The 25,764-nt window shown below is 37.7% G+C and carries 22 protein-coding genes; 3 read left to right on the top strand and 19 right to left on the bottom strand.

Annotated elements, in window-relative coordinates; genetic code table 11:
• Entirely contained in the window at window positions 1-1,242 is a 1,242-nt protein-coding gene (locus IGJ50_RS00650) for a PTS sugar transporter subunit IIC (protein WP_207120449.1), read from the bottom strand.
• A 24-nt stretch (window positions 1,243-1,266) separates the two neighbouring features.
• Window positions 1,267-1,584 carry a PTS sugar transporter subunit IIB gene (locus tag IGJ50_RS00645; RefSeq protein ID WP_069640370.1) on the bottom strand — a complete coding sequence of 106 codons (318 nt, stop codon included), beginning with the start codon at window positions 1,582-1,584 and terminating at the stop codon, window positions 1,267-1,269.
• 192 nt (window positions 1,585-1,776) lie between these two features.
• Here IGJ50_RS00645 and IGJ50_RS00640 point away from each other — a divergent pair, with 192 nt between their 5' ends.
• Window positions 1,777-3,666 carry a BglG family transcription antiterminator gene (locus IGJ50_RS00640; RefSeq protein WP_069640371.1) on the top strand — a complete coding sequence of 630 codons (1,890 nt, stop codon included), beginning with the start codon at window positions 1,777-1,779 and terminating at the stop codon, window positions 3,664-3,666.
• Between the two features lie 113 nt (window positions 3,667-3,779).
• On the opposite strand, the gene IGJ50_RS00635 is transcribed toward IGJ50_RS00640, so the two are convergent.
• The 8 genes from IGJ50_RS00635 to IGJ50_RS00600 form a co-directional block, all read right to left on the bottom strand.
• Window positions 3,780-4,379 carry a response regulator transcription factor gene (locus tag IGJ50_RS00635; protein ID WP_069640372.1) on the bottom strand — a complete coding sequence of 200 codons (600 nt, stop codon included), beginning with the start codon at window positions 4,377-4,379 and terminating at the stop codon, window positions 3,780-3,782.
• On the bottom strand, window positions 4,372-5,490 hold the full coding sequence (locus IGJ50_RS00630) for a sensor histidine kinase (RefSeq protein WP_429948348.1): 1,119 nt from the start codon (window positions 5,488-5,490) through the stop codon (window positions 4,372-4,374). The genes IGJ50_RS00635 and IGJ50_RS00630 overlap by 8 nt, the downstream gene beginning before the upstream one ends.
• Window positions 5,491-5,499: 9 nt before the next feature.
• Window positions 5,500-6,252, bottom strand: a complete 753-nt coding sequence (locus tag IGJ50_RS00625) for an ABC transporter permease (RefSeq protein ID WP_207120451.1) — start codon at window positions 6,250-6,252, stop codon at window positions 5,500-5,502.
• Complete coding sequence (locus IGJ50_RS00620) at window positions 6,249-7,133, bottom strand: ABC transporter ATP-binding protein (RefSeq protein ID WP_429948346.1); 885 nt, start codon at window positions 7,131-7,133, stop codon at window positions 6,249-6,251. Before IGJ50_RS00620 ends, IGJ50_RS00625 begins: the two co-directional genes overlap by 4 nt.
• 236 nt (window positions 7,134-7,369) lie before the next feature.
• Window positions 7,370-9,022 carry an ABC transporter substrate-binding protein gene (locus IGJ50_RS00615; protein ID WP_429948345.1) on the bottom strand — a complete coding sequence of 551 codons (1,653 nt, stop codon included), beginning with the start codon at window positions 9,020-9,022 and terminating at the stop codon, window positions 7,370-7,372.
• 176 nt (window positions 9,023-9,198) lie between these two features.
• A complete protein-coding gene (gene rny / locus IGJ50_RS00610; protein WP_069640376.1) occupies window positions 9,199-10,755 on the bottom strand; it encodes a ribonuclease Y in 1,557 nt (518 codons plus the stop codon).
• A gap of 258 nt (window positions 10,756-11,013) precedes the next feature.
• Window positions 11,014-12,063 carry a recombinase RecA gene (gene recA / locus IGJ50_RS00605; RefSeq protein WP_069640377.1) on the bottom strand — a complete coding sequence of 350 codons (1,050 nt, stop codon included), beginning with the start codon at window positions 12,061-12,063 and terminating at the stop codon, window positions 11,014-11,016.
• Between the two features lie 107 nt (window positions 12,064-12,170).
• On the bottom strand, window positions 12,171-13,418 hold the full coding sequence (locus IGJ50_RS00600; RefSeq protein ID WP_069640378.1) for a competence/damage-inducible protein A: 1,248 nt from the start codon (window positions 13,416-13,418) through the stop codon (window positions 12,171-12,173).
• 230 nt (window positions 13,419-13,648) lie between these two features.
• On the opposite strand from IGJ50_RS00600, the gene IGJ50_RS00595 reads away from it, so the two are divergent.
• Window positions 13,649-14,797 (top strand): PspA/IM30 family protein, encoded by a 1,149-nt coding sequence (locus IGJ50_RS00595; RefSeq protein WP_429948343.1) that lies wholly within the window; start codon window positions 13,649-13,651, stop codon window positions 14,795-14,797.
• Between the two features lie 129 nt (window positions 14,798-14,926).
• Here IGJ50_RS00595 and IGJ50_RS00590 read toward each other — a convergent pair whose 3' ends face one another.
• From IGJ50_RS00590 to IGJ50_RS00575, 4 genes are all read right to left on the bottom strand, one after another.
• Window positions 14,927-15,715: a TraX family protein gene (locus tag IGJ50_RS00590; RefSeq protein WP_429948341.1), complete on the bottom strand. Its 789-nt coding sequence runs from the start codon at window positions 15,713-15,715 to the stop codon at window positions 14,927-14,929.
• Window positions 15,716-15,874: 159 nt separating this feature from the next.
• Window positions 15,875-16,498, bottom strand: a complete 624-nt coding sequence (locus tag IGJ50_RS00585; RefSeq protein WP_207120457.1) for an NAD(P)-dependent oxidoreductase — start codon at window positions 16,496-16,498, stop codon at window positions 15,875-15,877.
• Between the two features lie 69 nt (window positions 16,499-16,567).
• The gene (locus IGJ50_RS00580; RefSeq protein WP_207120458.1) at window positions 16,568-16,990 is read right to left on the bottom strand and encodes an Rrf2 family transcriptional regulator; all 423 of its coding nucleotides are present in this window, start codon (window positions 16,988-16,990) and stop codon (window positions 16,568-16,570) included.
• 90 nt (window positions 16,991-17,080) lie between these two features.
• Window positions 17,081-17,917, bottom strand: a complete 837-nt coding sequence (locus tag IGJ50_RS00575) for a helix-turn-helix domain-containing protein (RefSeq protein ID WP_429948339.1) — start codon at window positions 17,915-17,917, stop codon at window positions 17,081-17,083.
• A 97-nt stretch (window positions 17,918-18,014) separates the two neighbouring features.
• On the opposite strand from IGJ50_RS00575, the gene IGJ50_RS00570 reads away from it, so the two are divergent.
• A complete protein-coding gene (locus IGJ50_RS00570) occupies window positions 18,015-19,205 on the top strand; it encodes an MFS transporter (RefSeq protein WP_429948337.1) in 1,191 nt (396 codons plus the stop codon).
• A gap of 48 nt (window positions 19,206-19,253) precedes the next feature.
• Here IGJ50_RS00570 and IGJ50_RS00565 read toward each other — a convergent pair whose 3' ends face one another.
• The 5 genes from IGJ50_RS00565 to IGJ50_RS00545 form a co-directional block, all read right to left on the bottom strand.
• Window positions 19,254-22,277, bottom strand: coding sequence for a polysaccharide lyase 8 family protein (locus tag IGJ50_RS00565; protein ID WP_429948335.1), 3,024 nt, complete (start codon window positions 22,275-22,277; stop codon window positions 19,254-19,256).
• A 152-nt stretch (window positions 22,278-22,429) separates the two neighbouring features.
• Window positions 22,430-23,233: a gluconate 5-dehydrogenase gene (locus IGJ50_RS00560; RefSeq protein WP_207120459.1), complete on the bottom strand. Its 804-nt coding sequence runs from the start codon at window positions 23,231-23,233 to the stop codon at window positions 22,430-22,432.
• Between the two features lie 15 nt (window positions 23,234-23,248).
• On the bottom strand, window positions 23,249-24,091 hold the full coding sequence (kduI, locus tag IGJ50_RS00555; RefSeq protein ID WP_069640387.1) for a 5-dehydro-4-deoxy-D-glucuronate isomerase: 843 nt from the start codon (window positions 24,089-24,091) through the stop codon (window positions 23,249-23,251).
• Window positions 24,092-24,103: 12 nt separating this feature from the next.
• Window positions 24,104-25,111 carry a sugar kinase gene (locus IGJ50_RS00550; RefSeq protein ID WP_069640388.1) on the bottom strand — a complete coding sequence of 336 codons (1,008 nt, stop codon included), beginning with the start codon at window positions 25,109-25,111 and terminating at the stop codon, window positions 24,104-24,106.
• A 4-nt stretch (window positions 25,112-25,115) separates the two neighbouring features.
• Window positions 25,116-25,760, bottom strand: a complete 645-nt coding sequence (locus tag IGJ50_RS00545; protein WP_069640389.1) for a bifunctional 4-hydroxy-2-oxoglutarate aldolase/2-dehydro-3-deoxy-phosphogluconate aldolase — start codon at window positions 25,758-25,760, stop codon at window positions 25,116-25,118.
• Between the last annotated feature and the right edge of the window lie 4 nt (window positions 25,761-25,764).

Here is a 25,764-nt window from a genome sequence, read left to right as displayed (position 1 = left end):
CTAAGATTCCTCCACTTTCAGCAATTCTTCTTTATAAATTTGATTGTCATATACTTTCAAAAATGGATAGTAAATAACTCCTGTTGCAGCCAAAGAAACCGTTAACAAAATTAATCCGTTCAGATCTCCATTGATCAACCAAGTTTGAATCCCTACTGGTAAATACCATAAGGCAAATGGTTTTGTCGGAATACTGACCCAACCAACTTGGAAAGACAGGTACGTGATTGCCGGCACGACAATTCCTGAAATCCACATTGGAACCATCAGCATAGGATTAAAAACGATTGGTGCACCGTAGACTAACGGCTCGTTAATATTACATAGTGACGGAATAATCGATGATCTTCCAATTGCCCGTAATCGCTTTGATTTTGTAAATAGCATGAATACCGAGAGCATCAAGGTAGAACCTGCCCCACCGATCCAAACCCAGCCTTGTAACGTTTCATTCGTTAAAATCAATGATGGATCAATTCCTCGTGCTAGATCCGCTGCATTTTGCCCAACTGCTTGTAGTCCGATCGGTACATACAAAGGCTCCAAGACCCAACTGCTAATACCAAATGAATACAGAAAGGCTTGAATAAACATGATCAACACAAATCCCCAGAAGCTTTGAGACATATTGACTAGCGGTGATAAAACCCAATAAATCCCTTCATATAGATTGATATTAAAAATGAACATTGCCACCCAACCGATTCCCAAAATCAAAAATGTTGGCGCAATACTATCAAATCCTTCAACCAAAAATGGCGGCATGATAGTATCTTCTTTAAATAAACTAAATTTAGAAAACTTATCCATCACAAATGCTACAAACAATCCCCCAACAATTGCTGCAAACATCCCCCCAGAACCTAATTTAGCAAATTCAATGATAATCTCACCCTCATCGTTAAATGTTGGAAACACCAGCATTAAGAAAAACGCGATCCCAATCATTCCGGCTTGTTTCTTTAACTTATGTTTCTTTTTTTTCTCCAAAAGTAGATAGGGAATAAAAAAAGCAACAAATATAGAAGCTAAGCCGAAACTAAAACTGCTAATTGGCCAAATATCTGGAAAACCTGGAATATATTCTTCAAAAATGGCAAAAATTGTTACTAATGAGCCGACTAAAATCATCGGCATCACCGTTGTCATTGCTTCTTGAATTGCACCAATCCAAGGATTTTTCGTAATCTTATTCGCTTTCGGTGCAAAGACATTCGTCATCCAATCAATAATCTTTTTCATTTTTCTCCCACCTAATAGTTTAGTCTATTTCGCTATCAAAGATAAGGCGAAATTCAGTGTTCCTTCGCCATCTAGCGCCCCATAATAAGCATCTGGAATAAAATCATACGGAATTGAATCAAATTCACTCATCGTTTCTTTTAACTCCGATTCCATATAACGCAAATGCGGTCCAAACAATACTACATCTTTTTCGTCGATATAATCTTCGATTTCAGAATCGCCCACGGCCTCTACTGTAACCAGCAGTCCCTGTGTCTTCGCACTTTTTTTCATACTTTGCGCTAAAAAGCCACTAGATGCTCCGCCACCACAGACTAATAAAATATTTTTCTTTGTCATCCTATTTTCCTCCTTCTGTACTTCACACCCAAATTATCGCGATTTTGTCACAGGAACACAAGCCAACTTTTTTCACTGGTAAACGCTTACGGTGAAAAAGGTTGATTTGTGGCTTTTAGTCTAAAACTATATAATGAAGCCAATCATTAACAAGATATATGTATCTTGAAATAGACAGTGGAGGGGCATGAAATGAAAAAATTATCCGAAGAACAATTAATAAAGTATCTTCAAATAAACGGTCTCACTTCCTCTAGCCAATTAGCTCAAATCTTTGCTGTTTCTACTAGAACAATCAAAAACTATATCAAAAAAATCAATGAACACGTTACTGAAAAGCTGATCCACGCAACATCAAAAGGGTATTATATTGCTAAGACTGAAACTCAAACCATTTCTACAAGAGAAACAAGCAGGGAAAAAATTCTAACTGAAAAATTGATTTATTTATTAACACCGATCAATAAATACGATCTAGCCGAAGAACTTTTTGTCAGCTTGTCCACTTTAGAACGGACGATCAGTAAAGCCAACAATGAACTGAGCAAATTTCACTTAAAAATTGTTAACCATGAAAACACGGTTCAATTAACTGGGCTAGAAGAACAAAAACGAGTCTGGATCAGAGAACAATTTTATCATGAAACGAGCGCTGAATTTCTGCACCTAGCAACCATTCAAGCATCCTTTTATGGATATGATCTAGATGCCTTGAAAACGATGATCACGCGAATTCTTAATGAAAATAACTTATATATCAATGGATACACGCTAAACAGCATTATCTTGCACATAGTAGTCGCAATGGAACGAATCTATGACAACAATCAAACTATCCATACCGTTGTCTCTGAAATCGATGAACGCCTTGCTGCAGAGCATCGCTCAGCTATCGCCATCGCCACTTACATCCAACATACTTATGATATCCAGTTGAAAGAAACTGAAATTTCTTATATGACGATCCTTTTAAAAAGTAAAACGACGTTACTGAATTACGCTGAAATCAAAGAAGATTTAAAAGACTATATTGCTGATGAAAGTATTCAATTAGCCCATCAAATTTTGCAGAAGATCAATGACGCTTTTTTACTGTCATTGGATGACGAGGACTTTTTTATCAAATTTTCTTTGCATCTGCAAAATTTATTAAGCCGTAATCGTGAAAAACAGGTAGCTTTAAATCCGATGACGAAAGAAATTAAAGAAAACTATCCTTTAGTCTATGACTTAGCCGTTTTTGTTTCAAATGAATTAGAAGAATACTTAGGGTCTAAAATTGCTGAAGATGAAATTACTTATTTAGCTTTTCATATTGGGGCTTATTTTGAGCATGCAAAAATCAATCAAAGCAAAATCTTTGCTACCTTGATTTGTCCTAGTTATTACGATATGCACGTTGACCTTTCCGAAAAGATTTTAGCGTCCTTTGATGATACTTTGACTTTGAAGAAAATCATTACAGAAGTGGATGCGCCTATCTCTAATTTAAATCAGGAGTTGATCATTTCAAGTATTCCGTTGCCTGATACGGTTGATTATGTAAAGATAACACCTTTTTTCAATGAACGAGACAAAAACATTCTTACTAAGTCCATCAAAAAAATCAATTTTGGGAAACAACAACTAAAAATGAAAAAAGTGATTGAACAGTATTTTTCTAAAGAGTTATTTGAAAAAAATCGGCACTATGAAAGCAAATATCAACTAATCCATCACATGACGAATCACTTGGTTGATTTAAAGCGGGTAAATCAGACTTTTGAGGAGGAAATCCTTCGACGTGAAGACATGTCCTCCACAAGTTTTGGCAATGGTTTGGCTATGCCTCATTCGATGGAGATGAATGCCTTAAAAACGTCGCTTTATTTTGTGATCAATGAAGAACCCATGCTTTGGGACGAAGAATATGTCCAAATCATCGTAATGATCGCCATGAATACGTCCGAGCGTAAGGAGTTTCGAAAGATTTTCAATTTGATTATTGAATCGTTGGATAATCCTGAAACGATTGATTCGCTATTAAAAGCCGATTCTTATGAGGAATTTGTGAGTTGTTTGGTGGATTCATTTCAATTTTGAGAAGGAGAAGTAAGTTTAGACTTCGGTCATCCAGTGAAAATCTGATGATCGAAGTGTTACAAACAATCATTAGAAATACTCTTCCATCTATGTGCTTTCTTTATCACTACAAGTTAAATCCAGCCTTTTTCCTTTGCAATACTTACCGCTTCGATTCGATTTTTTGCATCTAATTTACTCAAAATCTCAGACATATAATTCCTTACCGTTCCGGCAGTCAAAAATAATTTCTCTGCAATTTCTTTAGAAGACAATCCTTCTCCAACTGCCAGTAAAACTTCTTGTTCTCGTTCTGTCAAAGGATTTTCTTGTTGGGAAAACAAGCCTGTTACAAGTTCAGGCGAATAAAATTTTTTCCCTTGCATCACGGCTCGAATATTTCCAATCAGTTCATCTGTCGGGGTGTCCTTTAGCAGATATCCTGATACCTCTGCTTTAACCGCACGCTCAAAATAGCCTTCTCTAGCAAACGTGGTCAAAATGATCACTTTTTGCTTCTGATACTGTAATTCTTCTGCTATATCCAATCCTGTTTTCAACGGCATTTCAATATCTGTCAAACAAATGTCTGGCTGATGCTTTTCAATCAATTCTAGTGCCTCCACACCATTTTTAGCAATTCCTACAACGTCCAAATCATCTTCCAAACCTAAAATCGTCGCCAAAGCAGACGAGAGTAAGCCTTGGTCTTCTGCGATAATTAATTTAATCATTGATTGTCTCCTCTTTTTTATCCACAGGAACTGTAAATTGAACCTTCGTCCCATTTTTTTGCGTAAATTCGAGTTTTCCACAGATACTTTCGATTCGTTCACGCAACCCTGTTAATCCATTGCCCTGTATAGAATGTTTCATTCCATTGCCATCATCTTCGATTATAAAAGTATAATCAGTTGCGTTTTTTTCTATAACAATCCTACAATGGCTTGCTTTACTATGCCGAATCACATTCGTAACACTTTCACGTAAACAATAACTTAGGGTATTTTGAATATCTGTAGCAATCTCGCTTGTTAATTCTTCACCCTCTGTGGATAAGATGATTTTGGCAGCCCGTAAGCTTTTTTCAATCGTGATCATTTCTTCAGCAATCAACACATGACGCATACTTGAAACGATTTCCCGCACAGTTTGTAGGGTTCCTCTTGAAGTTTCGGTGACTTCTGCGATTTCCTTTTTTGCCAACTCTAAATCTTTATCTAACAACTTCCCTGCTAACTCTGTTTTGATTGTCATGATCGATAAGGATTGTCCCAGTGTATCATGTAAATCTCTAGCGATTCGATAACGTTCTTCTTGTTTGATCACATATTCCATCCGTTGGGTAGACTGATACATTTGTTTACGTAATTCAGCTTGTTTACGGATTGAGCGACCCGCAAAAGGTGCTGCACAGATGAAAAAGCCATAAACAAACATCGTGATCTTTAAATCTTGAGCCATATATTCCGGTAAATTACTTAAATTAAACAGCACAGGTGTCAACGTACCTAATAACGCCATATAATAATACTTAAAGACATTTTTCTTCATCGGAATAAACCCGATCATCCACGCTGGATAAATAAACAAGTAGATATACCCAAAGTATAGTGTATAAAACAATGATATCCCATACATCAAAGCCATCCAAATTGGAAACCATTTCCCGTTAAATAAACAATTTCGATAGGTTACAACAAAAATCCCTAAAGTAAAAAGTGCTAACTGCTTATCAAAATTATCGTATGGAAACATTGCGATAATCGGAATCAAAATAAAAATCAACCATATAAATGAAACAAAGCCATCTTCTTTCGGATACAACCTAAACTTACCAATCATAACTTTCCCCTAACGTTTTACTTCTTCTTTACGACCATTCAGATATATTGATAATACCATAATTCCTACAAAATAAATGAAGATGATCACTATTCCTTTGCCATCAGGTAACTGCCCTTCTGCTAATTGCTTTGCTCCTTGTGCTGCATAAAAAGTCGGTAACCCTGCCGCAATTTTTTGGATCACTTCTGGGAACATATTGATTGGCCACCATAATCCGCTCACGATTGCAAGCGGCATCAAGATCATATTGTTCAGTACACTAGCCGTATTGGGGTCTTTCACAAGACTTACGATCGTAGCTAATGCGACGATTGGCAAACAACCATATAAAATCCATACAGCACTAGTGAGCCACGCAATGACAGGCATTTGAACACCATTCACAAAATGCCCGACTAGAAAAATAACGCTCAATAATAAGCTGTTGATCAAAAACTGAGTTACGACCTTACTCGCATAATAAATACTCTCCGGCATAGGTGAAAGACGTAAAAACTGCTTCACACCTTGTTTCCGATCTTCGATCAAGGTCATTGAAAAGGAAAATAATGAACTGATCATTACGCTATAGGTTGCCATTTGAATCATACTTTCTTTATAAAAAACAGCCATATATTCTGTTGGAACGCCCATATTAAATACTTTAGTAAATAGCAGATAAAAGCCCACTGGCATTCCTAATGAAAAGAAGATAAATGGTTTACTCCTAAATAAAGAGCGGTTTAAATCTGTTTTGGTCAGTACAATCAATGTGTTCATTTGTTTTCCCCCGCGACTAAGGTGTTGAAGACCCTCTCCAAATTCCCTGGAATAATCAATAAATTCTTAAACTTAATTTCTGTAGCGAACAACTCTATAAGGGTTTCATCACTGTTTGACGAGTATAGCGTTATGTTGTTTTCTACTTTTTCGACTATTGATACATAAGGTAAATCTGCTAGTTTTACTTCGGCATGTTTGTCTAACAACTGAAAACTCAATTTATTTTGCAGCATTTCAGACTGAATACTTTCTAAAGTACCATCATGAACGATTTCACCTTGTTTCATCAATAAAATTCGAGTGGCTACTTTTTCAATTTCTTCTAGGTAATGCGTGGTTAGGATGATCGTTTTTCCTTGTTCTTTTAGCTGATTGATTTTTTCCCAGAACAGTTGACGGCTAGTCACATCCATTCCTGTTGTCGGTTCATCTAGAAAAAGCAGTTCTGGCTTTCCGATAATTGATAAACCAAACGTTAACCGACGTTTTTGCCCACCCGATAGTTTCGTTGTATACGTATTTTGATGTTCATTTAATCCCGTTATCTCTAACAACGCTTCTAGAGAAAGTGGATCTGGATAAAAACTGCGGAAAAGAGTCAGTAATTCTTTGACTTTGACATTTTCTAAAGTTGTGCTTTCTTGCTGCATCACGCCTAATTTCATTTTATTTTTTTTATTCAATGGATTTGTACCAAAGAGACTTATTTCCCCAGCCGTTGGACGGATCAATCCTGTTAAGCAATTGATCAAAGTAGTTTTCCCTGCACCATTTGGACCAACTAAGGCAATAATTTCCCCTTTATTTACGGTTAGCGAAACTTTGTTTAAAATTGTTTTTTTGTTCATTATTTTTGTGAGTTTAGTGACTGTGATCATTTTTTCTCTCCCCTTTGCTTATGTCCTTATCTTATCTGATTATGAGGGCGCGCGTTAGAGGATCTTGTCATGGATGTATATGACATTTGTCATGTGACTATTTATCGGCGAAAATACAACTCTTACAATTATAAAGACTTATCCAATAATCTAAAGTACAAAAAAGAGATGAGTAGACAACTGTATAAGTTGCTCTCATCTCTTTTAAGTAGAATACCATTCTAATTTTTAATTAATTAATCTTCGATATAGGTCCATTTAAAGTCATATTTTGCACCAGTTGAGTGGTAAACAACATCTTTGACTTTTTCAGAACGAAGATGTGCTTCCGCTTTTTGATACAACGGAATAACGCCCATATCATCCATAATAATTTTTTCTGCCTCAAGCATGTCTTTCCAACGTGCTTCTGGATCATTTGCATTGGTTGTTGCAGCAGCTTCTACTAATTTATTGTATTCAGGATTTGAATAATGTCCTCTATTGTATGAGTTCCCTGTTACAAATAGATCTAGGAAACTACTTGGATCAGCATAATCTGCACCCCAAGCGCTAACAGCGATTTCGAAGTCACCTTTATTTGAACGATCTAAACGGACTGAAAACGGTACTGGACTAACCGATACTTTTAACCCATCCAATGTTTCAGACAGTGAACCTTGAAGATATTCAGCCATTTTCTTGGCATTATCGGTATCATCAATCAATAAATCTACAGATAATGTTGAAATACCTAGCTCGTCTTTTGCTTTTTTCCATGATTCTTTTGCTTTATCCACATCATAAACGACTTCGTTTCCTGATTCTTTGGCAAAGTCTTCATCTGTTTCTGGATTAACTGCTAAGCCTTCTGGAACTAGGCCTATTGGAACAGTTGAACCATTTGCTAAGATTTGGTCAACTAAAGCCTTACGATCGATTGCATAAGATAACGCTTTACGCAAGTTCACATTGCGGTAAGGTGAATTTTCTTCGATTTGATTTGGTTCAAGATAGAATGTTGACGCACCTTTTAAAATAATATAGTTTGGGTCATTTTTCATTTGTTGCGCTAATTCACCAGATAGCGGCACTTCATCTGCTTGACCATCTTGGAATAAGTTCAATGATGTTGGCGCTTCTTTTACAACATCGATTGCCACTTTGTCTAATTTAACCGTATCTTTATCCCAATATTTGTCATTTTTTGAATAAGACCAGCTTGTATCTGTTCCTGGTCCATCAAAGTCAGTTAATGTAAAAGGACCGTTGTAGACAGATTTATCGCTGGCAGTTGTATAATCTTTGCCATATTTTTCAGCAATATCTTGTCTTTGTGGTAAGAATGAAGGGAAAGCTAATAGGTAATCAAAGTAAGGTGTTGCTTTTTCTAGAGTAATTTCTAATTCATAATCACTCACGGCTTTTATCCCTAGTTCTTCTTTTTTCATTTCACCTTTAGAGATTTTTTCAGCATTTTTTACAGAATTAAACATATAAGCATACTCTGATCCAGTAGCAGGATCAACTGTTCTTTGCCAGCCATACACGAAATCTGCTGCTGTTACAGGTTTATCATCTGTCCATTTTGCATCTTCTCTTAATTTAATTTTGTATGTTAAGCCATCTTCACTAACTTCGGCCATTTCAGCTGCTCCAGCTGGTTGAGGTTTACTCTCTTTATCTAGACGGTAAATTCCTTCATAAACATTATTCAGTGCAACAAAACTCACTTCATCTGTTGCTAATGAAGGATCCGCACTTGGCATTTCTTGTCTTTCAATAAATCTAAATACTTTTTCTTCGCTGCCTGATCCACTATCTGCACTTTTAGCGTTTCCGCCACATGCAGCTAGGGCAATGCTTGAAACAGCAATTAGTCCTAGTAAGGCACTTTTCTTCAATTTCATCTAAAAAACCCCCAATTTTAATAAAAGCTATAAAGAATATAACAAAATTTTAAGGTTATCGCAATTAAAATACTATAGTCAGTTTAGTAAAAATATTCTGAATTTTTTCTAATTTAACTGTTACAGAAAAAAGAAGCGAACACTTAAAGGGCTCGCTTCTTTTTTATTCATTTTAATTATTTTGCATAATCTACTGCACGTGTTTCTCGAATAACCGTCACTTTGATGTGACCTGGATAATCTAAGTCATCTTCGATTTTCTTACGAATATCTCGAACTAAACGAACAGCTTCTAAATCTGTAATTTCGTCTGGTTTAACCATTACACGGACTTCGCGTCCGGCTTGTACTGCAAAACTAGATTCCACACCTTCAAATCCATTAGAAATATTTTCTAAGTTTTCTAAGCGTCGGATGTAGTTTTCCATTGACTCGCTACGAGCACCTGGTCTAGCAGCTGATAATGCATCTGCTGCAGCAACTAAGACAGAAATAACAGAGGTTGCTTCTACATCGCCATGATGGGATGCAATCGCATTGATGACTGTTGAATTTTCTTTGTATTTAGCAGCTAATTCTGCACCAATCTCTACGTGAGAGCCTTCAATTTCATGATCTAGCGCTTTACCAATATCATGTAATAGTCCGGCACGTTTAGCTAATTGAATGTCTTCACCGATTTCTGCAGCCAAGACACCTGTTAATTTTGCTACTTCGATTGAGTGATTCAATACATTTTGCCCATAACTTGTGCGGAAACGTAAACGTCCCAATATTTTGATCAAGTCTGGATGTAATGTGTGCGCACCAACCTCAAAGGCTGCTTGTTCACCGTATTCACGGATACGCTCATCCATTTCTTTACGAGATTTTTCAACCATTTCTTCAATGCGGGCTGGATGGATTCGACCATCTTGAATCAATTTCTCAAGTGTCATCCGAGCGATTTCTCTACGAATCGGATCAAATCCAGAAAGTACCACAGCTTCCGGCGTATCATCAATGATTAAATCAATTCCTGTTAAGGTCTCTAATGTACGAATATTACGTCCTTCACGACCAATGATTCTTCCTTTCATCTCATCGTTAGGTAAACTAACCACAGAGACTGTTGTTTCGGAAACTGAATCTGCTGCACAACGTTGAATTGCTAGAGAAAGTAAATTTTTGGCTTTCCGATCTGATTCTTCTTTAGCGCGTTGTTCAGATTCTTTGACCATGACCGTTAATTCATGACTTAATTCTTCTTCAGTTGATTTCATGATGATATCTTTTGCTTCGTCTTTTGATAGTGAAGCAATGCGTTCTATTTCTTGGTGTTGCTTTTCAACTAGTTCTTCTACATCTTTTTCTCGCTCATCAATTAATTGCCGTTTGGCACCAAGTTTCTCTTCTTTTTCTTCCAGTGAGTGTTCACGTTTTTCAAGAGAGTCATCTTTACGATCTAATGTTTGTTCTCTTTGTAATAAACGATTTTCTTGAGATTTAAGTTCTACTTTGCTTTCTTTCAACTCACTTTCAATTTCTAACCGATACTTTTGGCTTTCTTCCATAGCTTCTAATAAAGCTTCTTTTTTCAGAGTTTCTGCTTCTTTAGCGGCACTTTCAAGAATACCTTCCGCAGAAGACTTTGCACCATCTATAGCCTTTTCGTGACGTGATTTTGCAACGACTAACCCTAAACCAAGACCGACAACTAAACCGATGATAGCGAGGAGAATTTCTAAACCCATTGTTTCCACCTCCGTACTATCTTCAATTTTTCAATATTCATGTAGTTTTCTGATAAACTATAATCAATTATCAATATGCCTACTTGCATACGTGTTTTGCACACAACTTTATTCTAATGTTTGTCACCCAGTGTGTCAACTTAAAAAAGCCCTTTCCTATTGAAAGAGCTTCGATGTGGAACAGAATTTCCGCTACACGAAAAAACAAACCCACAAAATGCTTATACTAGCTTTGGTGGGTTTGTTTTATTATCTAGATTATTCTTCGTCAAGAGGAAGCTCTTCTTGTGCTTGTTCTTCCTCAACAATACCCGTTCCGTCACCGATGCCAAATGCATCACGGACACGTTTTGAAACTTCTTCGACCATTTCTGGATGCTCAGTCATGTAGACTTTAACATTTTCACGACCTTGACCGATTCTTTCTTCTTTGTAGCTATACCAAGCTCCGCTCTTATCAACAATGTCTTTTTCGACAGCCATATCAAGTAATTCTCCTTCTTGAGAAATTCCTTGACCGTACATGATATCAACTTCAGCCACTTTAAATGGTGGTGCTACTTTATTTTTAACGACTTTGATTTTTGTGCGGTTACCGATAATGTCAGTACCTTGCTTCAATTGCTCTGCACGTCTGACTTCTAGACGAACTGTTGCGTAGAACTTCAAGGCGCGACCACCCGGTGTTGTTTCTGGGTTACCAAACATAACGCCGACTTTTTCACGAATTTGGTTAATAAAGATCGCAATTGTCTTAGTCTTATTGATAGAACCTGAAAGCTTACGTAAAGCCTGTGACATCAAACGTGCTTGTAACCCCACATGACTAGCACCCATCTCGCCATCGATCTCAGCACGAGGAACTAAAGCCGCTACAGAGTCAATTACGACGATATCGATTGCCCCACTGGAAACTAATGCATCTGCGATTTCTAAGCCTTGTTCACCAGTATCAGGTTGTGAAAGAAGTAGCTCATCGATATTTACACCTAATGCTTGAGCATATTGAGGATCCAACGCATGCTCCGCATCGATAAATGCGGCTGTTCCGCCTTGTTGTTGGACAGACGCGATTGCGTGTAACGCTACAGTTGTTTTACCAGAACTTTCTGGTCCATAAACTTCAACGATACGTCCGCGGGGATAGCCGCCAACACCTAAGGCTACATCTAAAGCTAGAGAGCCACTAGGAATAGTTGAGATCTGTTGATCGATCTTCTCCCCTAATTTCATTACTGAACCTTTACCAAAGTTCTTTTCGATTTTTTTTAGTGCGGCATCTAAGGCCACTTTACGATCATCTGCCAATCGATAATCCTCCTTATATATAAACGATTTAAATTCCTTTTCAATAAATATATCATAACTGGTTTATTTAAAAAAAGCAAGAGAAAAACGAACAAACATTCGCCTTTTTATTTTTTCTTATTTACTGCTTGTAAAATTAGAGAAAGACCCTTCATTACAGCACTTTGACGAATCGAGCGACGATCACGATTAAAATGTTGTAAAAAAGCAATCGTTGGTTTGCCTTTTTCAGCTAAACCGATCCAAACAGTCCCAGCTGGCTGATTTTCTAATTCATCCGGACCTGCTACCCCTGTAAACGAAACACCAAAATCTGCGTCTGCTGCTATCCTTGACTGTTCAGCCATGGCAATGGCGCAAGCTTCACTGACTGTTCCTTCTTTTTCAAGCAGCGAGCGGTCAATACCTAGAAAAGCTGCTTTTGTTTCAGCAGAATACGTAACAAATCCCCCTTTAAAAACGTCTGAGACACCGGGAACATCTCCTAGCGTACTTTGGAAGAGACCTGCTGTTAAACTTTCAGCAGCTGTTATCGTTTTTTTGTGTTTCTTCAATTCTTTTACTGTGACCTTGGCTAAACTATTTTCGTCTCCATAGCCGTAGAAATACTCGCCTACTAGAGCCATAACACTAGCTTCCAGACTATCTAATAGCTGTTGACCGACTTTTTCATCCCCACTCTTAGCCGTTAAGCGTAAGGTTACTTCATTGGGTTTAGCATATGGTGCGATCGTTGGATTGGTTTGTGTATCGATCAACTCTTTTAGCTCGGTAACGAGCTGAGATTCACCAATGCCATAAAAGCGTAGCACTCTGGATATCAGTTGTTCTTCTTGTGGGAAAAGCTCTTCTAATAATGGACGAGCATATTGTTGAAACATGGGCTTTAACTCATTCGGAGGTCCTGGCAATAGCAAATATGTCGTCCCCTGTTCGGTGATCAAGGTTCCAACTGCTAGGCCTGTAGGATTTTGCACTGCGAGCCCTCCCTCAATCATCAGCGTTTGTCTTAAATTATTTTCTGTCATTTTATTTTTTGAAAACGCAAAAAACTCATGAAGTCGAGCAAGTGCTTGTTCATCTTGGATCAAGGTATGGTGTATGTGTGCTGCAACAGTATCTTTGGTTAAATCATCGTCTGTGGGTCCTAATCCACCGCATAAAACGATTAAATCACTTCGCTCTTGTGCTTCCTCTAAAATACTTTCTAAACGCTGAGGATTGTCTCCTACAACCGTATGATAATACACCTCGATTCCTAGATCTGCTAATTCTTCTGATAAAAATGTTGCATTCGTATTGACGACTTGTCCTAATAGTAACTCTGTACCAACAGCTATGATTTCTGCTTTCATTTTTCTCCTCTTCTCTAATAAGATACGTAAACGATTCCTATTTTCATTTTATCACAGGATTTTTTTTTACAACGCTTAAATGACTTACTTTTTTCATTGAAGCAGGTAAATAATTACCATTTATATAATAATATGATACAATTTGTCTATTCGTATACCTGATCTTATGAACTAATTTATCGGTAAAAATGAGTCTATTGGGCTCTCAAATTAAGGAGGAACATGGAAAGATGTTAGCAATGATTGGTGTCTTAAGTTTTGTAGGGTTAATCGTCGGGGGCGTTTTATCCGTAAAAGCACTTATTAGGAAACAACCGAATAAAAAAGTTTTCATTTTAACAGGTGTTTGTTTTCTTTTGACTGCGGGAGCATTCGGATTAGATTCTTCTGTACCCGAAATAGCACTCGCTGAAAAATCGATTGAAACAAATGATCAAGGACTCGCAACAATCGTAGGATCAACCAATGACCAAAGTGAAATCACTGTTGATGGCGAAAAAATCAACACTAAAAATGGTGAATTTACTTATAAAGTAACGTTGAAGGATGATCAGCCAAAAAAGTTAACTTTCGTCGCGTCAATCGGTGATAGTGATCAAGCTGAAACCATTGAGGTCAAACCTTCAAAAGCTTTTATTGCCTTTTTAAATGAAGAGAAACAAGAGCAAGAAACGCTAAAAAAAGCTGAAACTGCTTTAGTTTTAGCTGAAAGTAAACCGACCCAAAAAAATTATGACGAAGCTTCAACTCGTATTACTTCTTTAACGCAGGAACAGACCGATTTCACTAAGCGTTTAGCCATCGTAAAAGAAAATGTGCCAATCTATGAAGCGGTTGAATTGGCCGAAACAAAACAAACAAAAGAACAGCTAGACTCTGCTACTGCTCTAGTTGCTAACGCTACTTTAAATAAAGATTCTTTGGTACAGCGTCTAACAACGGTTCAACAAAAAATCACGGCAAAAGAAAAAGCGGAGAAACAAATCGCTGCTGCCCGAGAAGCTGTAGAAAAAGCCGAACAGGAACCGACAGATGATCATTACAATCAAGCAATTGCAAGAATCAAAGAATTACCTAATGGCAATCCTGATTTAACGAACCGAGCAAATAACGTCAAACAAACTTTGACTGCTCAAAAAGAAGAAGACAAAAAAGTTGCTGAAGCTCAAAAAGCTACTGAACAACAAGCCCAAGCGGCCGCTGCACAAACTCCCGAATCACAGGTACCAAATACACAAGCTGTCGGAAACACCATTTTAGTAACACCTACTGGATCAAAATATCATAATCGTAAATGCGGTAATGGCACTTACACTGAAGCAACCTTAGAACAAGCACAGGCAAGAGGCTTAACCCCGTGTTCAAAATGTTTTGGTTAAGCAATAAAAAAGAAGACAGGTGTAACTCTAAGAGTCACATCCCATCCTTAAAGGAACTTGAATAAACGGTTGGTGCAGAAGTAATTCTTTCGGAAAAACTTCTGCACCAACCTTTTTTATTTACAACGATCAATGCATAAATACATATGCAGAAATTAAGTACAATAGCCAAATATGCAGTGGATAGAATACATAAAAAAAGTTTTTCATGCCTCGTCCTTTTTCTCCATTGAACAACATAATAGGCAGTACAGCAAAAATCATCATCCATTGTGTCGAGCCTTGAAAAAAGAAAAATACTGCAGTCAAGGCAATTAGCATACATTGTAACCAACGGTGATTTTTAGCTAAATACAACAACGGAATCAACAAGACCATGAAACTATTTTCAGTAAATAGTAGTGCTGGAATAACATTCACACCCCAGACTGCTACCATGATCGCACTTGGATTTGACATAAGTAACATTAAAATGCCTGATGAAATGATTGGAAACAATATGATCACAATCCCCAATACTATCTTGCTAAACGTTTTGCTTGAACGCCCCTCCGAAATTTTATCGATGCCATACATCATCAATGTTCCGACTAAAAGATCACGAAAAATATTATTCATTAACTGAACTTCTTCATAACCGACAATTTGCTGTAAAGTAAAACTTCCCAACGTCATGATGAGCATTCCTATATACAAACGCAACATATATTTCTCTTTACTTCTTGTATGACTAAATCCGACCACACTAACAAAAAAGAAAAGTGTTGCAACAGGTCTTCCGAACCAATCCAACCAATCAGGTGCTCCCATTGGAACAAACATCTGATGAATATGATCGATAAACATGAGAACAATTCCTATTATTTTTAAATCAAATGTTGTGAATCCTTTGAACTTACTTGTGGTTAAACTTTCCATTATGACATGCTCCTTCCTAGTTTACCCAAAGTATTATAAAATAAAGGAATCTTTTTTGCCTTGGATTCCTCTTACAAGAGCCTATCAATAGTGTTAGATAGAATAAGAGAAGTTAAGACAAAACACCAAACGTTTTGTCTTAACTTCTCTTCCTCATTTTTATTGATGAACACTAAAGCGTTGATTTGGATGAGCATTTTTTTCAATCTCGTCGACCATTGCAATGGCATAGTCAGCATAAGAAATATAACTCTTACCATCTTTATCCGTTGCTAATTCTTCACCAGCTACAACATACTGACCGGTTGCTGGGCCCTCTGCATCAAATTCTGCTGCTGGGCTAAGATATGTCCAGTTCACATTTTTAGCTGCTTCTAATAGATCAAGCCCTTTCCCCATCGCCGTAGCTAACGGCTTAAACCCATCTGGAAAATCTGGTGTTTCACTCAAACGTACAGTATGCTCAGGATCAACATATAGACTTCCCGCGCCTCCTACTACTAATAATCGCGTTTTTTGATTGGTTAAGATATCGATCAAACGTTGTGTTGAGCCAGTAAATTCACTAACATCTCCCCAAAATCCTAGGGCGCTGACCAAAACGTCAAAGTCTGAGATATCCTCTGTCGTTAAACTATACACATCTTTTTCAAGAACAGGTGTACCATCAGTGATTTTTGCTGCATCACGAACGATAGCTGTTACGTCTAAACCACGTTTTTTGGCCTCTTTCAAAATTGCTGAACCTGCTTTACCATTTGCTCCTAAAATTGCTACTTTCATGTTTATTCTTCCTTTCTTCTAATGAAACTTTTTTTGTTACATTTAAATTTAAAAAGAGAAGAGACACGTTTAGGTCTCTTGTAGCTTGATTTGATGAATCACCTCAGATAAAGCAATCTCTTTTAATTCGGCTTCCATGCTATGCTGTATTCTTGTATATTGCTCTTCTAAAGCCAGTTGAATATTTGCGCCTACTAGACAGTTTGGATTAGGGTTTTGATGGATATTGAATAGCTCATGTTCTAACTCAACTGCTTCATAGATATCATATAGGGATATGTCTTCTGGCTTTTTCAGTAAATAGGTCTGGGTTGCCCCTCTACTTGTATGAATGAGTCCAGCTTTTTTCAACTTGCTCATCAATCGTCTAACAACGACTGGATTCGTATTGACACTAGATGCGATCAATTCAGAATTAACACGATCGGGTGGTCCGATTTCGATTAAACTGAGGATATGGATCGCAACACTTAATTTCGTCGACATGGCCATGTCTATCACTCCAACTCTTAGTAACATTCTAAGTTACATTTAAATCTTACTGCTATTAAGGAAAAATGTCAACAAAAAAATAGCCATACTTTAACTTGTATAGGAAGTCAGCGATTGAACCCACGACTTATAGCCTAATTCAGTCATTAAATCGAGCAGTTCCGTATACGTTCGATTTCGATAAATGCTATCTTTCTCAAGCAAAATCTTTTCAATAAATAGATCACTCAATATTTCTTGATAGAGTTTATTTTTTTGATTCGCATATTGTTTGGCTTTTTCAAAGTAACTGACAGCTTTTTCAGGCTGTCTAGCATCCATCATCCGTTGCCCCATGTTTAAAGATAAGTGGATTTTCACATTATTTTCTTTCGTAAAACCGTCATACTTCGAAAATTCTTTGATTGCTCGATCATAAAGAAACACAGCTTCTTCTATTTCGAATATGTTCAAAAAATTATTCAAGCAACGAAAATCAAAGAACAACCAATTCTCTAAATCAAATAATCTTGGACGTATATATAACGCAACATCCTCTACTGTTAGTCCTGCTGTCAAACCATTTTCAAGCAAAGCCAGTTGAGAGAGTAAAAATAATTCGTAAAATTCAGTGCTTTCCTGTTTATTCTCACTAATTTGTTTTGTTACTTCTAATAACATTGATTTATTTTTGTAATTTTCTGCTTGAATCAGTTTAAGGTAATAGTGCTCATAGCGGCTTGGCAAGAAATCTCTATTGATATACATAAATTCATCTAAGGTAACGGTCAATCTTTCCAATAACTTTAAAACCTTGTCAAAACTTGGAATAAAGCGCTGGTTTTCAAATCTGGATAAATTAGAACGACTCATGATTCCCTGACATAATTCTTCTTGGCTAAGACTTCTTGACAGGCGAATTTGTTTGATTGTTTGTCCAAAATGCATCATGGTCCTCCTCGAAATTGTTGCGTGTACGCAACAAAAAACTGGTTTATTTTTCATCATGGTACCATACTTGAGAACGATTTAGGAGGGGATCATAATGAAAAAAATAAGTACAGAAGTAAAAGTATTGCTACTAGGAACATTGTTTACTCGGACAGCCCTATTTATGAGTACTCCTTTTTTGGCAATCTATCTTTCCAATAAATGCCATTTTTCAGCACTTCAAATTGGCTATATTCTAGGTGTTGGGCCTTTGATCAATGTTTTAGGTAGTCCTTTGGGTGGTTTTTTATCTGACAAATTCAATAGCCGTACGATCCTCACTTATATTCCAATTTTGTGGGGCGTCACTTTTTCCTGTTTTTACTTTGCTGAATCTTTTTATTTGTTCCTATTGCTAAATGCTCTTAATGGATTGTGCTATGTTATTTTTGAACCAACTTCAAAAAAAGCATTGTCATTTCATTCCAAACCCGAGCAACGAATCATCGTTTATAATTTTAGATATGCCGCAATCAACATTGGTGGTTTTTTAGGTCCGTTACTAAGCTTGTTGTTTCATGTCAAACATTCCCTTCGTTCTTACTTACTATTAGGGATTCTGTATATTCTTTATGGCATTGCCAATAGGTTCGTGATGCCTCTATCTCCAGCCAATACGAAAAAGGTTTTCTCTGAATCAATCGAGGAATCGAAACTGACTAAAACAACGTTTGTTCCTTATCTTTTACTACTCGCAGGAATCACTTTTTCCTATTTTGCGTACGCTCAGTTCAATTCAACCGTTCCACAGTTTCTTGCGAGCAGTGCACTCTTTGATGATGGCGTTAGATTGTATAGTTTGATTTTGACTATGAATGCAGCGATGATCTTACTTTTACAATTCCCTGTTTTAAGAGTTACGAAATCTTTTTCTTCCTATTCGATTATCACGGCAAGCAATAGTTTTTTTTGTCTCAGTTTGTGGTTATTACCTCAGGCCTCTCATTCTATTGCCGTATTTTTTATTGCGCTGACCAATAGTCTAGGAGAATTATTGTTAGGTGCACGCTTTGACTTTTTGATTGATTCCCTTGCCCCTAGCCACAACAAGGGATTTTATTTTGGATTAGCGGAATTGACAAAACTAGGTAATTCACTAGGACCTGTCGTCGGCGCTCTCTTTATTCACTATTTTTCTATTGATGGTTATCAACAATTATTTTTTATGCTCGGGCTAATCACGCTAGGAGGGATTCCATTTATTCGTTTGAGTGCCTATTACGCAAAAAAAAGACATCCATCTTAGGCTTCTCTAGAACACAAGAAGTCTAAGATGAACGCAATTGATATTCTATTACTCTACAATAATTTGCTTACTACTTCCACCTGAATTTTCAAAATGAATTGTGAAAGTTGCTGTTGCTTCATCATATGTGATTCCTTCACTCAACGTCAAAATTTTAGTGAAATCCTTTGGTAATTTGACCGTCATCACAGTATTTGACTGAGTAGGGTCTGATAATACGTAAGTTTTCTTGCCATCATTATTTTTGCGCATTAACGACACAGCTTTGTTAGAAGTGATGCCAGAAATGCTGCCGCCGGTGTCTTTCCAGATGTTTATACCTAAATAATGAGCTTTTTTTAATTCTACCGCTTGGATATCTGCTGAATTGGCTAAAATCGTTACTGGCTTTTCTGCTGCATATGTTTTCATTCCTGCTTCATCAATTCCCGGTAGTGTTACATATGCGTATTGCTCGTTCGTAGGATTTTTCCCGTGATTAAGAAGAAACTTCCGATAGTTTCCTATATAAACATCATTACTTGGAAAAGCTTCATTGATATCAGCATAGGTGCCTTTACGAACTTCACTGATCACATCCACTGTAGTATTCCCTGGGAAATAGTACCCGATATTCGCCTTTTGGTGGTCAGATTTTAAAAGTAACCATTCTTTAGCACTACTTTCTTTGGTCTCTTGTATCGGGCCGTTGTTTGATAAGACTTGATACGTATAGTCATCATTCAACAAACGATTATCTACGATCGTTTCGATTGAAGCTGTGGTATTCCCTGTAATACCCGCTCCAAGCGCCACAATTTGTCCATCTATTACAAACCATGATTTTTTCCCTTGAACATTCATCGGCAATACCGTACCATTATTTTTTGTACCGGTTTTGTTTAGTGCCATCCCTACAACAGCTTGATCATCCAGCGCTACCCCACCAACCCAATTTTCTTTTGACGTAACAGTAGTAAAAGATGAGATTTCGTCTTTTAAAGGAATAGTGTCAACTGTGGTGCCTGGTAAGCGATACGGATCGACAGTTGGCCAGTATGCTGAATTAAACTGAACCTGATCATCATTATATAAATAGATCATACCATCTGCTGTATGCCAACCACGTTTATTTTCTTTATTCCCTGCTTCAAAGGATGAAATCCGACTAGAATACAGACTCAATCCCAACTGGTAATTTGGTGTTCTTTGGACAAAGCGATCCATAGAAGCATACATTTTCGTACCAATAAACGGCAATGCAGCCCCAGTAATCAGTGAATCATCTAATAATGACATCGTCATCTGCAAATCATTATAATCTCTCGCATTGGTTAAGTAATACGTAGGATTTTCTTTCATCCAATATTTAGCTGCTTCTTTGAATTTTTGTTGATAGTCCGCTGGAGCAAATTTGGATACGATTAATAAATTATAAAGTGTAGTGGAACCATAGCCGGCTTTCGTTTTAGCAGGTGCTCTAGAAATTGAGCGACCATTGACGCCTGGCATCATTTCTCCTTGATAGATCAGAGGAATAAAGGCCCTGTCAATATTTTCAACGAATGACTGCACGATATCTGGTGCCATTTCAAATTTAGAATCTTTAGTGATCGCTAAAATCTGTCCAACACCTTTCATCAATACATTTCCGTATGAACCTGTATAGGGAATATTATTATGCTGAATAAATGAGCCGTCTTGATAAAAGCCATCGCCTTTATTCACAAGTTTGAACACCTCTACGATACCACTGGATGCTTGGCTGATTTTCCCTTCGTTTTCTTGTAAAATCCCCAATGCTAAAACGGTTTGAGCAAGATCTGTCCGGTTAGCTCCCGAGGTCACAAAATTTGGGATAAATGCTAAATCGACAAAATTCCCTTGGGTTTTTGTATACAATTGCTTAAATGGATCTGGCACATAGCCACTCATTGCTGCTGTATATTGCTGTTGCTTCGCTTGTGAGATGTTCTCTCCAAGGATCATTAAAATCCCAACAAATTTTTGCGGCACACCGATTTGCCAATCCCACCAATTGCCATGATATTTTTTTCCATCATAACCTTTTTTAGTGACCATAAAATCGAGACCACTTTCGATTGTTGCGGCAATTTGCTGATCTTTGTAATAAACACTCCCCTTGGTACCATAGGCTAACGCTAATTTCTGTAATTTAGTAAATTGGGTCGTCAAATCTGCGGAAGGGGTGTTTCCTTGTTCAACAGGCCACAGAAATGTTCGATTTGGCTCTTTATTTAACGCTTGATATAATTGCTCCGCTTCTTCAGAAAGTTTTTGAACATATTGAACAACGGTCGTGTTTGTTGCATCATATTGCTCAGAGACCAATTGACTTTTCCATTTTTCTTTTAAACTAGTATATTCATTTGTTCCCTCTTCAACAGGAATACTTCCTACCTCCCCACTACGCATTGACAATACATTCAATTTTGATAAGTTTCCAAACAAACGAATTCCTGAGTAGCCATTCCAATCGCCATCAATAGAAGCGGAGGTATTGGGATAAATCACTTCATTATTTTCATACAAGACTTGATCGTTCAAAAAGGCTTTAATACTTTTCCCTTCATAACGAATCATCAATTTATAGCGTTGTCCTGAAATCAATGTTGCTCCAGTGATATTAGTGAGCCATTTACCTCCTGGTTGCCCTAATTGCCACTGGCCATCGCGGGTATAAGCGAAAGACTGCCATTTTTTTGAGTCTTGTACATCACCACGGAAAACCAAACCAAAATTCGTTTGTCCTTCGTATAAAAAAGTATATTCTAAATCACCCGCACTTCTAGCTCCTGCATTTTTGTTTAGGGAAACCGATTCTAGACTTGTTCCCTGTTTAGTATTTCCAATAGTCAAACCATTGCTGCCAATCACTTTATCAGACTTTCCAACAACATCCTGCCAATCACCTATTTGCTTAGTAAAATCCGACTCATAAAAACTATTCGACGTTTGATTGTTTTCTATTCCCTCTTCTGCAAAGCTCTTACTATTCATTCCATACGAGAAACTCCCCACCAACAAGGAACAGCCTAACATGAACAATATATTTTTGTGTAAACGTATCATTTGATACCCTCCTTCTTTGACCTAACAACTATGCAATTTACGATAAAATATTCAGCAACAAAAAGCAAGCGTTTACATTATAACTATAATCATGAACCCATAATACAATTCCACTGATTATGGGTCTCTTGTTACTATTATAAGTTCTTTACTTATGGTTGTTTGCCAATATACGCTAAAATGCCGCCATCCACATATAAAATATGCCCATTGACAAAGTCAGAAGCACTTGAAGCTAAAAAAACGGCAGGACCTGCTAAATCTACTGGCTCACCCCAACGCGCAGCAGGTGTCCGACCCACGATGAATTGGTCAAAAGGATGGCGCTCACCGTCTGCCTGCACTTCTCTCAATGGTGCTGTTTGTGGCGTCGCAATATAACCTGGACCAATCCCGTTACATTGGATATTGTACTGCCCATATTCAGAAGCAATATTTTTTGTCAGCATTTTTAAGCCACCTTTAGCCGCAGCATAGGCACTGACTGTTTCTCGACCTAATTCACTCATCATTGAACAAATATTGATGATTTTGCCGCCACCTTTTTCGATCATATCTGGAATCACCGCTTTAGCCATAATAAATGGCGCGTTTAGATCCACATCGACTACTTCTCTAAATTCTGCAGCAGACATTTCGATCATCGGGATTCGTTTGATGATTCCCGCGTTATTGACTAAAATGTCGATTGAGCCCACGTCTGCTTTGATTTGTTTGATCGTGGTAGTAACTGCTTTTTCATCGGTTACATCGCATGCGTAACCTTTTGCTTCAATGCCAGCTGCTTGATAAAGGACTAGTCCTTTGTCCACAGATTCTTGCGACAAATTATTAAATACGATTGTCGCACCAGCCGCTGCTAAAGATTTAGCAATTTCAAACCCAATTCCATGTACCGCTCCTGTCACTAAGGCTACTTTGCCATTTAAGTGAAACATGTCCATATTGAACTCCATTTTACTGCCTCTTTTCTATTTTAATTGATCCATAGGAACCATATCCATATCGGTATAGGTGATATTTTCTCCGCACATTGACCAAATAAAGGTGTAATCTCCTGTTCCCACACCAGAATGAATCGACCAACTTGGCGAAATGATTGCTTGTTCATTGGCTACAACTAAGTGCTTTGTTTCATCTGGTTTGCCCATCATATGGAACACACGAGTCTCTTCATTAGCATAATCAAAATACAGATACGCTTCCATGCGACGTTCATGCGTATGACAAGGCATCGTATTCCAAGAGCTTCCTGGTTCCAATACGGTATAACCCATTTGTAACTGACAGCTTTCACAGACATTTGGGTGAATATATTGGTAGATTCTACGTTTATTTAAAGACAATGCTTCTCCTGTTTCCATCGGTTTGATTTGATCAATGCTAATTTTCACATTTGGGTATTTGTGATGTGCTGGCACACTGTTTACGTAAAATTTAGCTGGGTTTTTGGGATCATCTGACCGAAAAACAACTTGTTTCGTTTCTTTTCCAATATAATACCCATCTTGTTTTTTCATCGGCTCTGTTTCACCATCAATCGTGATCGAACCTGCCCCACCAATATTGATCACACCTAATTCTCTACGTTCTAAGAAATAATCAACCCCTAGTTCTTTTGTCAAAATAATTTCTAAGGGTTCTTCTGTCGGTGTTACGCCTCCGAAAATCATCCGATCATTATGCGTATAAGTCAGACTAATTTCACCTGGTGCAAATACTTTTTCTACTAAAAATTCTCTACGTAATTCTTCCGTCGAATAATGACGGATATCTTCTGGACTATGTGTATATCTATTTTCCATATTTTGCATGATTATGCTCCTTTAACGACTTATTTTTCCTGAACCAACTTCTTTGAACCGTTCGACTTCTTCTTTACTAAATTGATTGCAATCCCCATGTATCGTATGTTTCAATGCCGAAGCAGCCGTAGCAAAGTCTACCATTGCTTGTGGCAGCATTTCCACTAGTAAACCATGTAAGATTCCGCCAGCAAACGCATCTCCTGCACCTACTCGGTCTACGATTGGATCGATGTCATGCATTTTTGATTCGTAATACTTATTTTCTAGCCAAATCGTCCCGATCAATTGATTGGCACTGGCTGAATGGACGGTTCGTTTTGTGCCGTAAAATAGTTGAATATTTGGAAACATTTGCTGCATTTTCCGATAATAAAAAGCTTTATCTACTTTTTGCTTGCTCGTTGCTTCGTCGATCCCCAATAAGTGAATAGCATCTAACTTTCCAGCTGAACAATAATCAACGTAAGGTAAAAGTTGTTGTAATGTTTGCCCCGCTTCCTGCTGACTCCATAATTTGCTGCGATAATTGATATCAAAACTGATATTACAACCCGCTTTCTTGGCTTGTTTCATCAGTTCCAAAGTCATTTTCTGCCATCGTTTTGACAACGCTGGCGTGATCCCAGAGACATGAAAAATGTCAACCTCTCGGAACAATTCAGCTAAATCCCATTCAAGTGTATCCATTTCGGCAAAGCTCGACCCCGCTCGATCGTATAAAACAGACGCTGCTCGTTCACCAATGCCCGTTTCTAAATAATAGGTTCCTAGCCGCTGACCGCCTGTCAGTAGAAAACGTGTATCTATTCTATAACGCCGTAAATGTTTAAAGACTGCATCACCTAGCGCTGTATCTGGAATTTTGCTTGCAAAAATAATATCATGGCCATAATTAGCCAAGGAAATCCCAACATTGGCTTCGCCACCACCATAATGAGCTTGTAAAAGATCACTTTGGACTAAGCGATTTCCTGCTTGAGTAGATAAACGCAACATAATTTCTCCTAAAGTCACGACTTTTCCCATTTACTCATCCCTTAATTTCTTTTAATTTTGCCGCATACTGACTAGCTTTTTCGGAAACTTTTTGAAAATCCCCCACAGCCGCTGGTGCTAGTAAATCTCCGCCAATTCCAACCGCTACAGCTCCTGCCTTAAACCAATCTGCCATATTTTCTAAATTGACACCGCCTGTCGGCATAATACTCGCTTGAGGCATCGGCGCCATAAATGCCGAAATAATAGTTGGTCCATAAGCGCTTCCTGGAAATAATTTCACGATATCCGCACCGCTTTTCAACGCTTCCTGAACTTCGGTGATTGTCATACAGCCTGGCAAGTACGGCACTTGATACAAATTACAGATTTCCGCTGTTTTTGCATTAAAACTTGGACTGACAATATATTCAGCACCCGCCATGATAGCGAAACGTGCAGTGACCTCATCTAAAACAGTACCGGCCCCGATCACAATATCTGATTGATTTTTATATTCCTTCGCTAATTCTCTGATTACTTCTTCTGCTTGTGGTACAGTGAAGGTCAATTCGATCCCAGTCATTCCGCCTTTGATAATTGCCTGACTGGCTTTTACAGCTTCCTCTTTTGTCGCACCACGGACAACCGCAATCACACCCGCTTTCTCTAAACGTGATAAAATATCGACCCGCTTCATCTAA

Source organism: Enterococcus sp. AZ101 (genome assembly GCF_050499005.1).
Lineage (GTDB): Bacteria > Bacillota > Bacilli > Lactobacillales > Enterococcaceae > Enterococcus_L > Enterococcus_L ureilyticus.
Note: the sequence above shows the minus strand (reverse complement) of the source record. Positions and strands in the feature narration are given on the sequence as shown.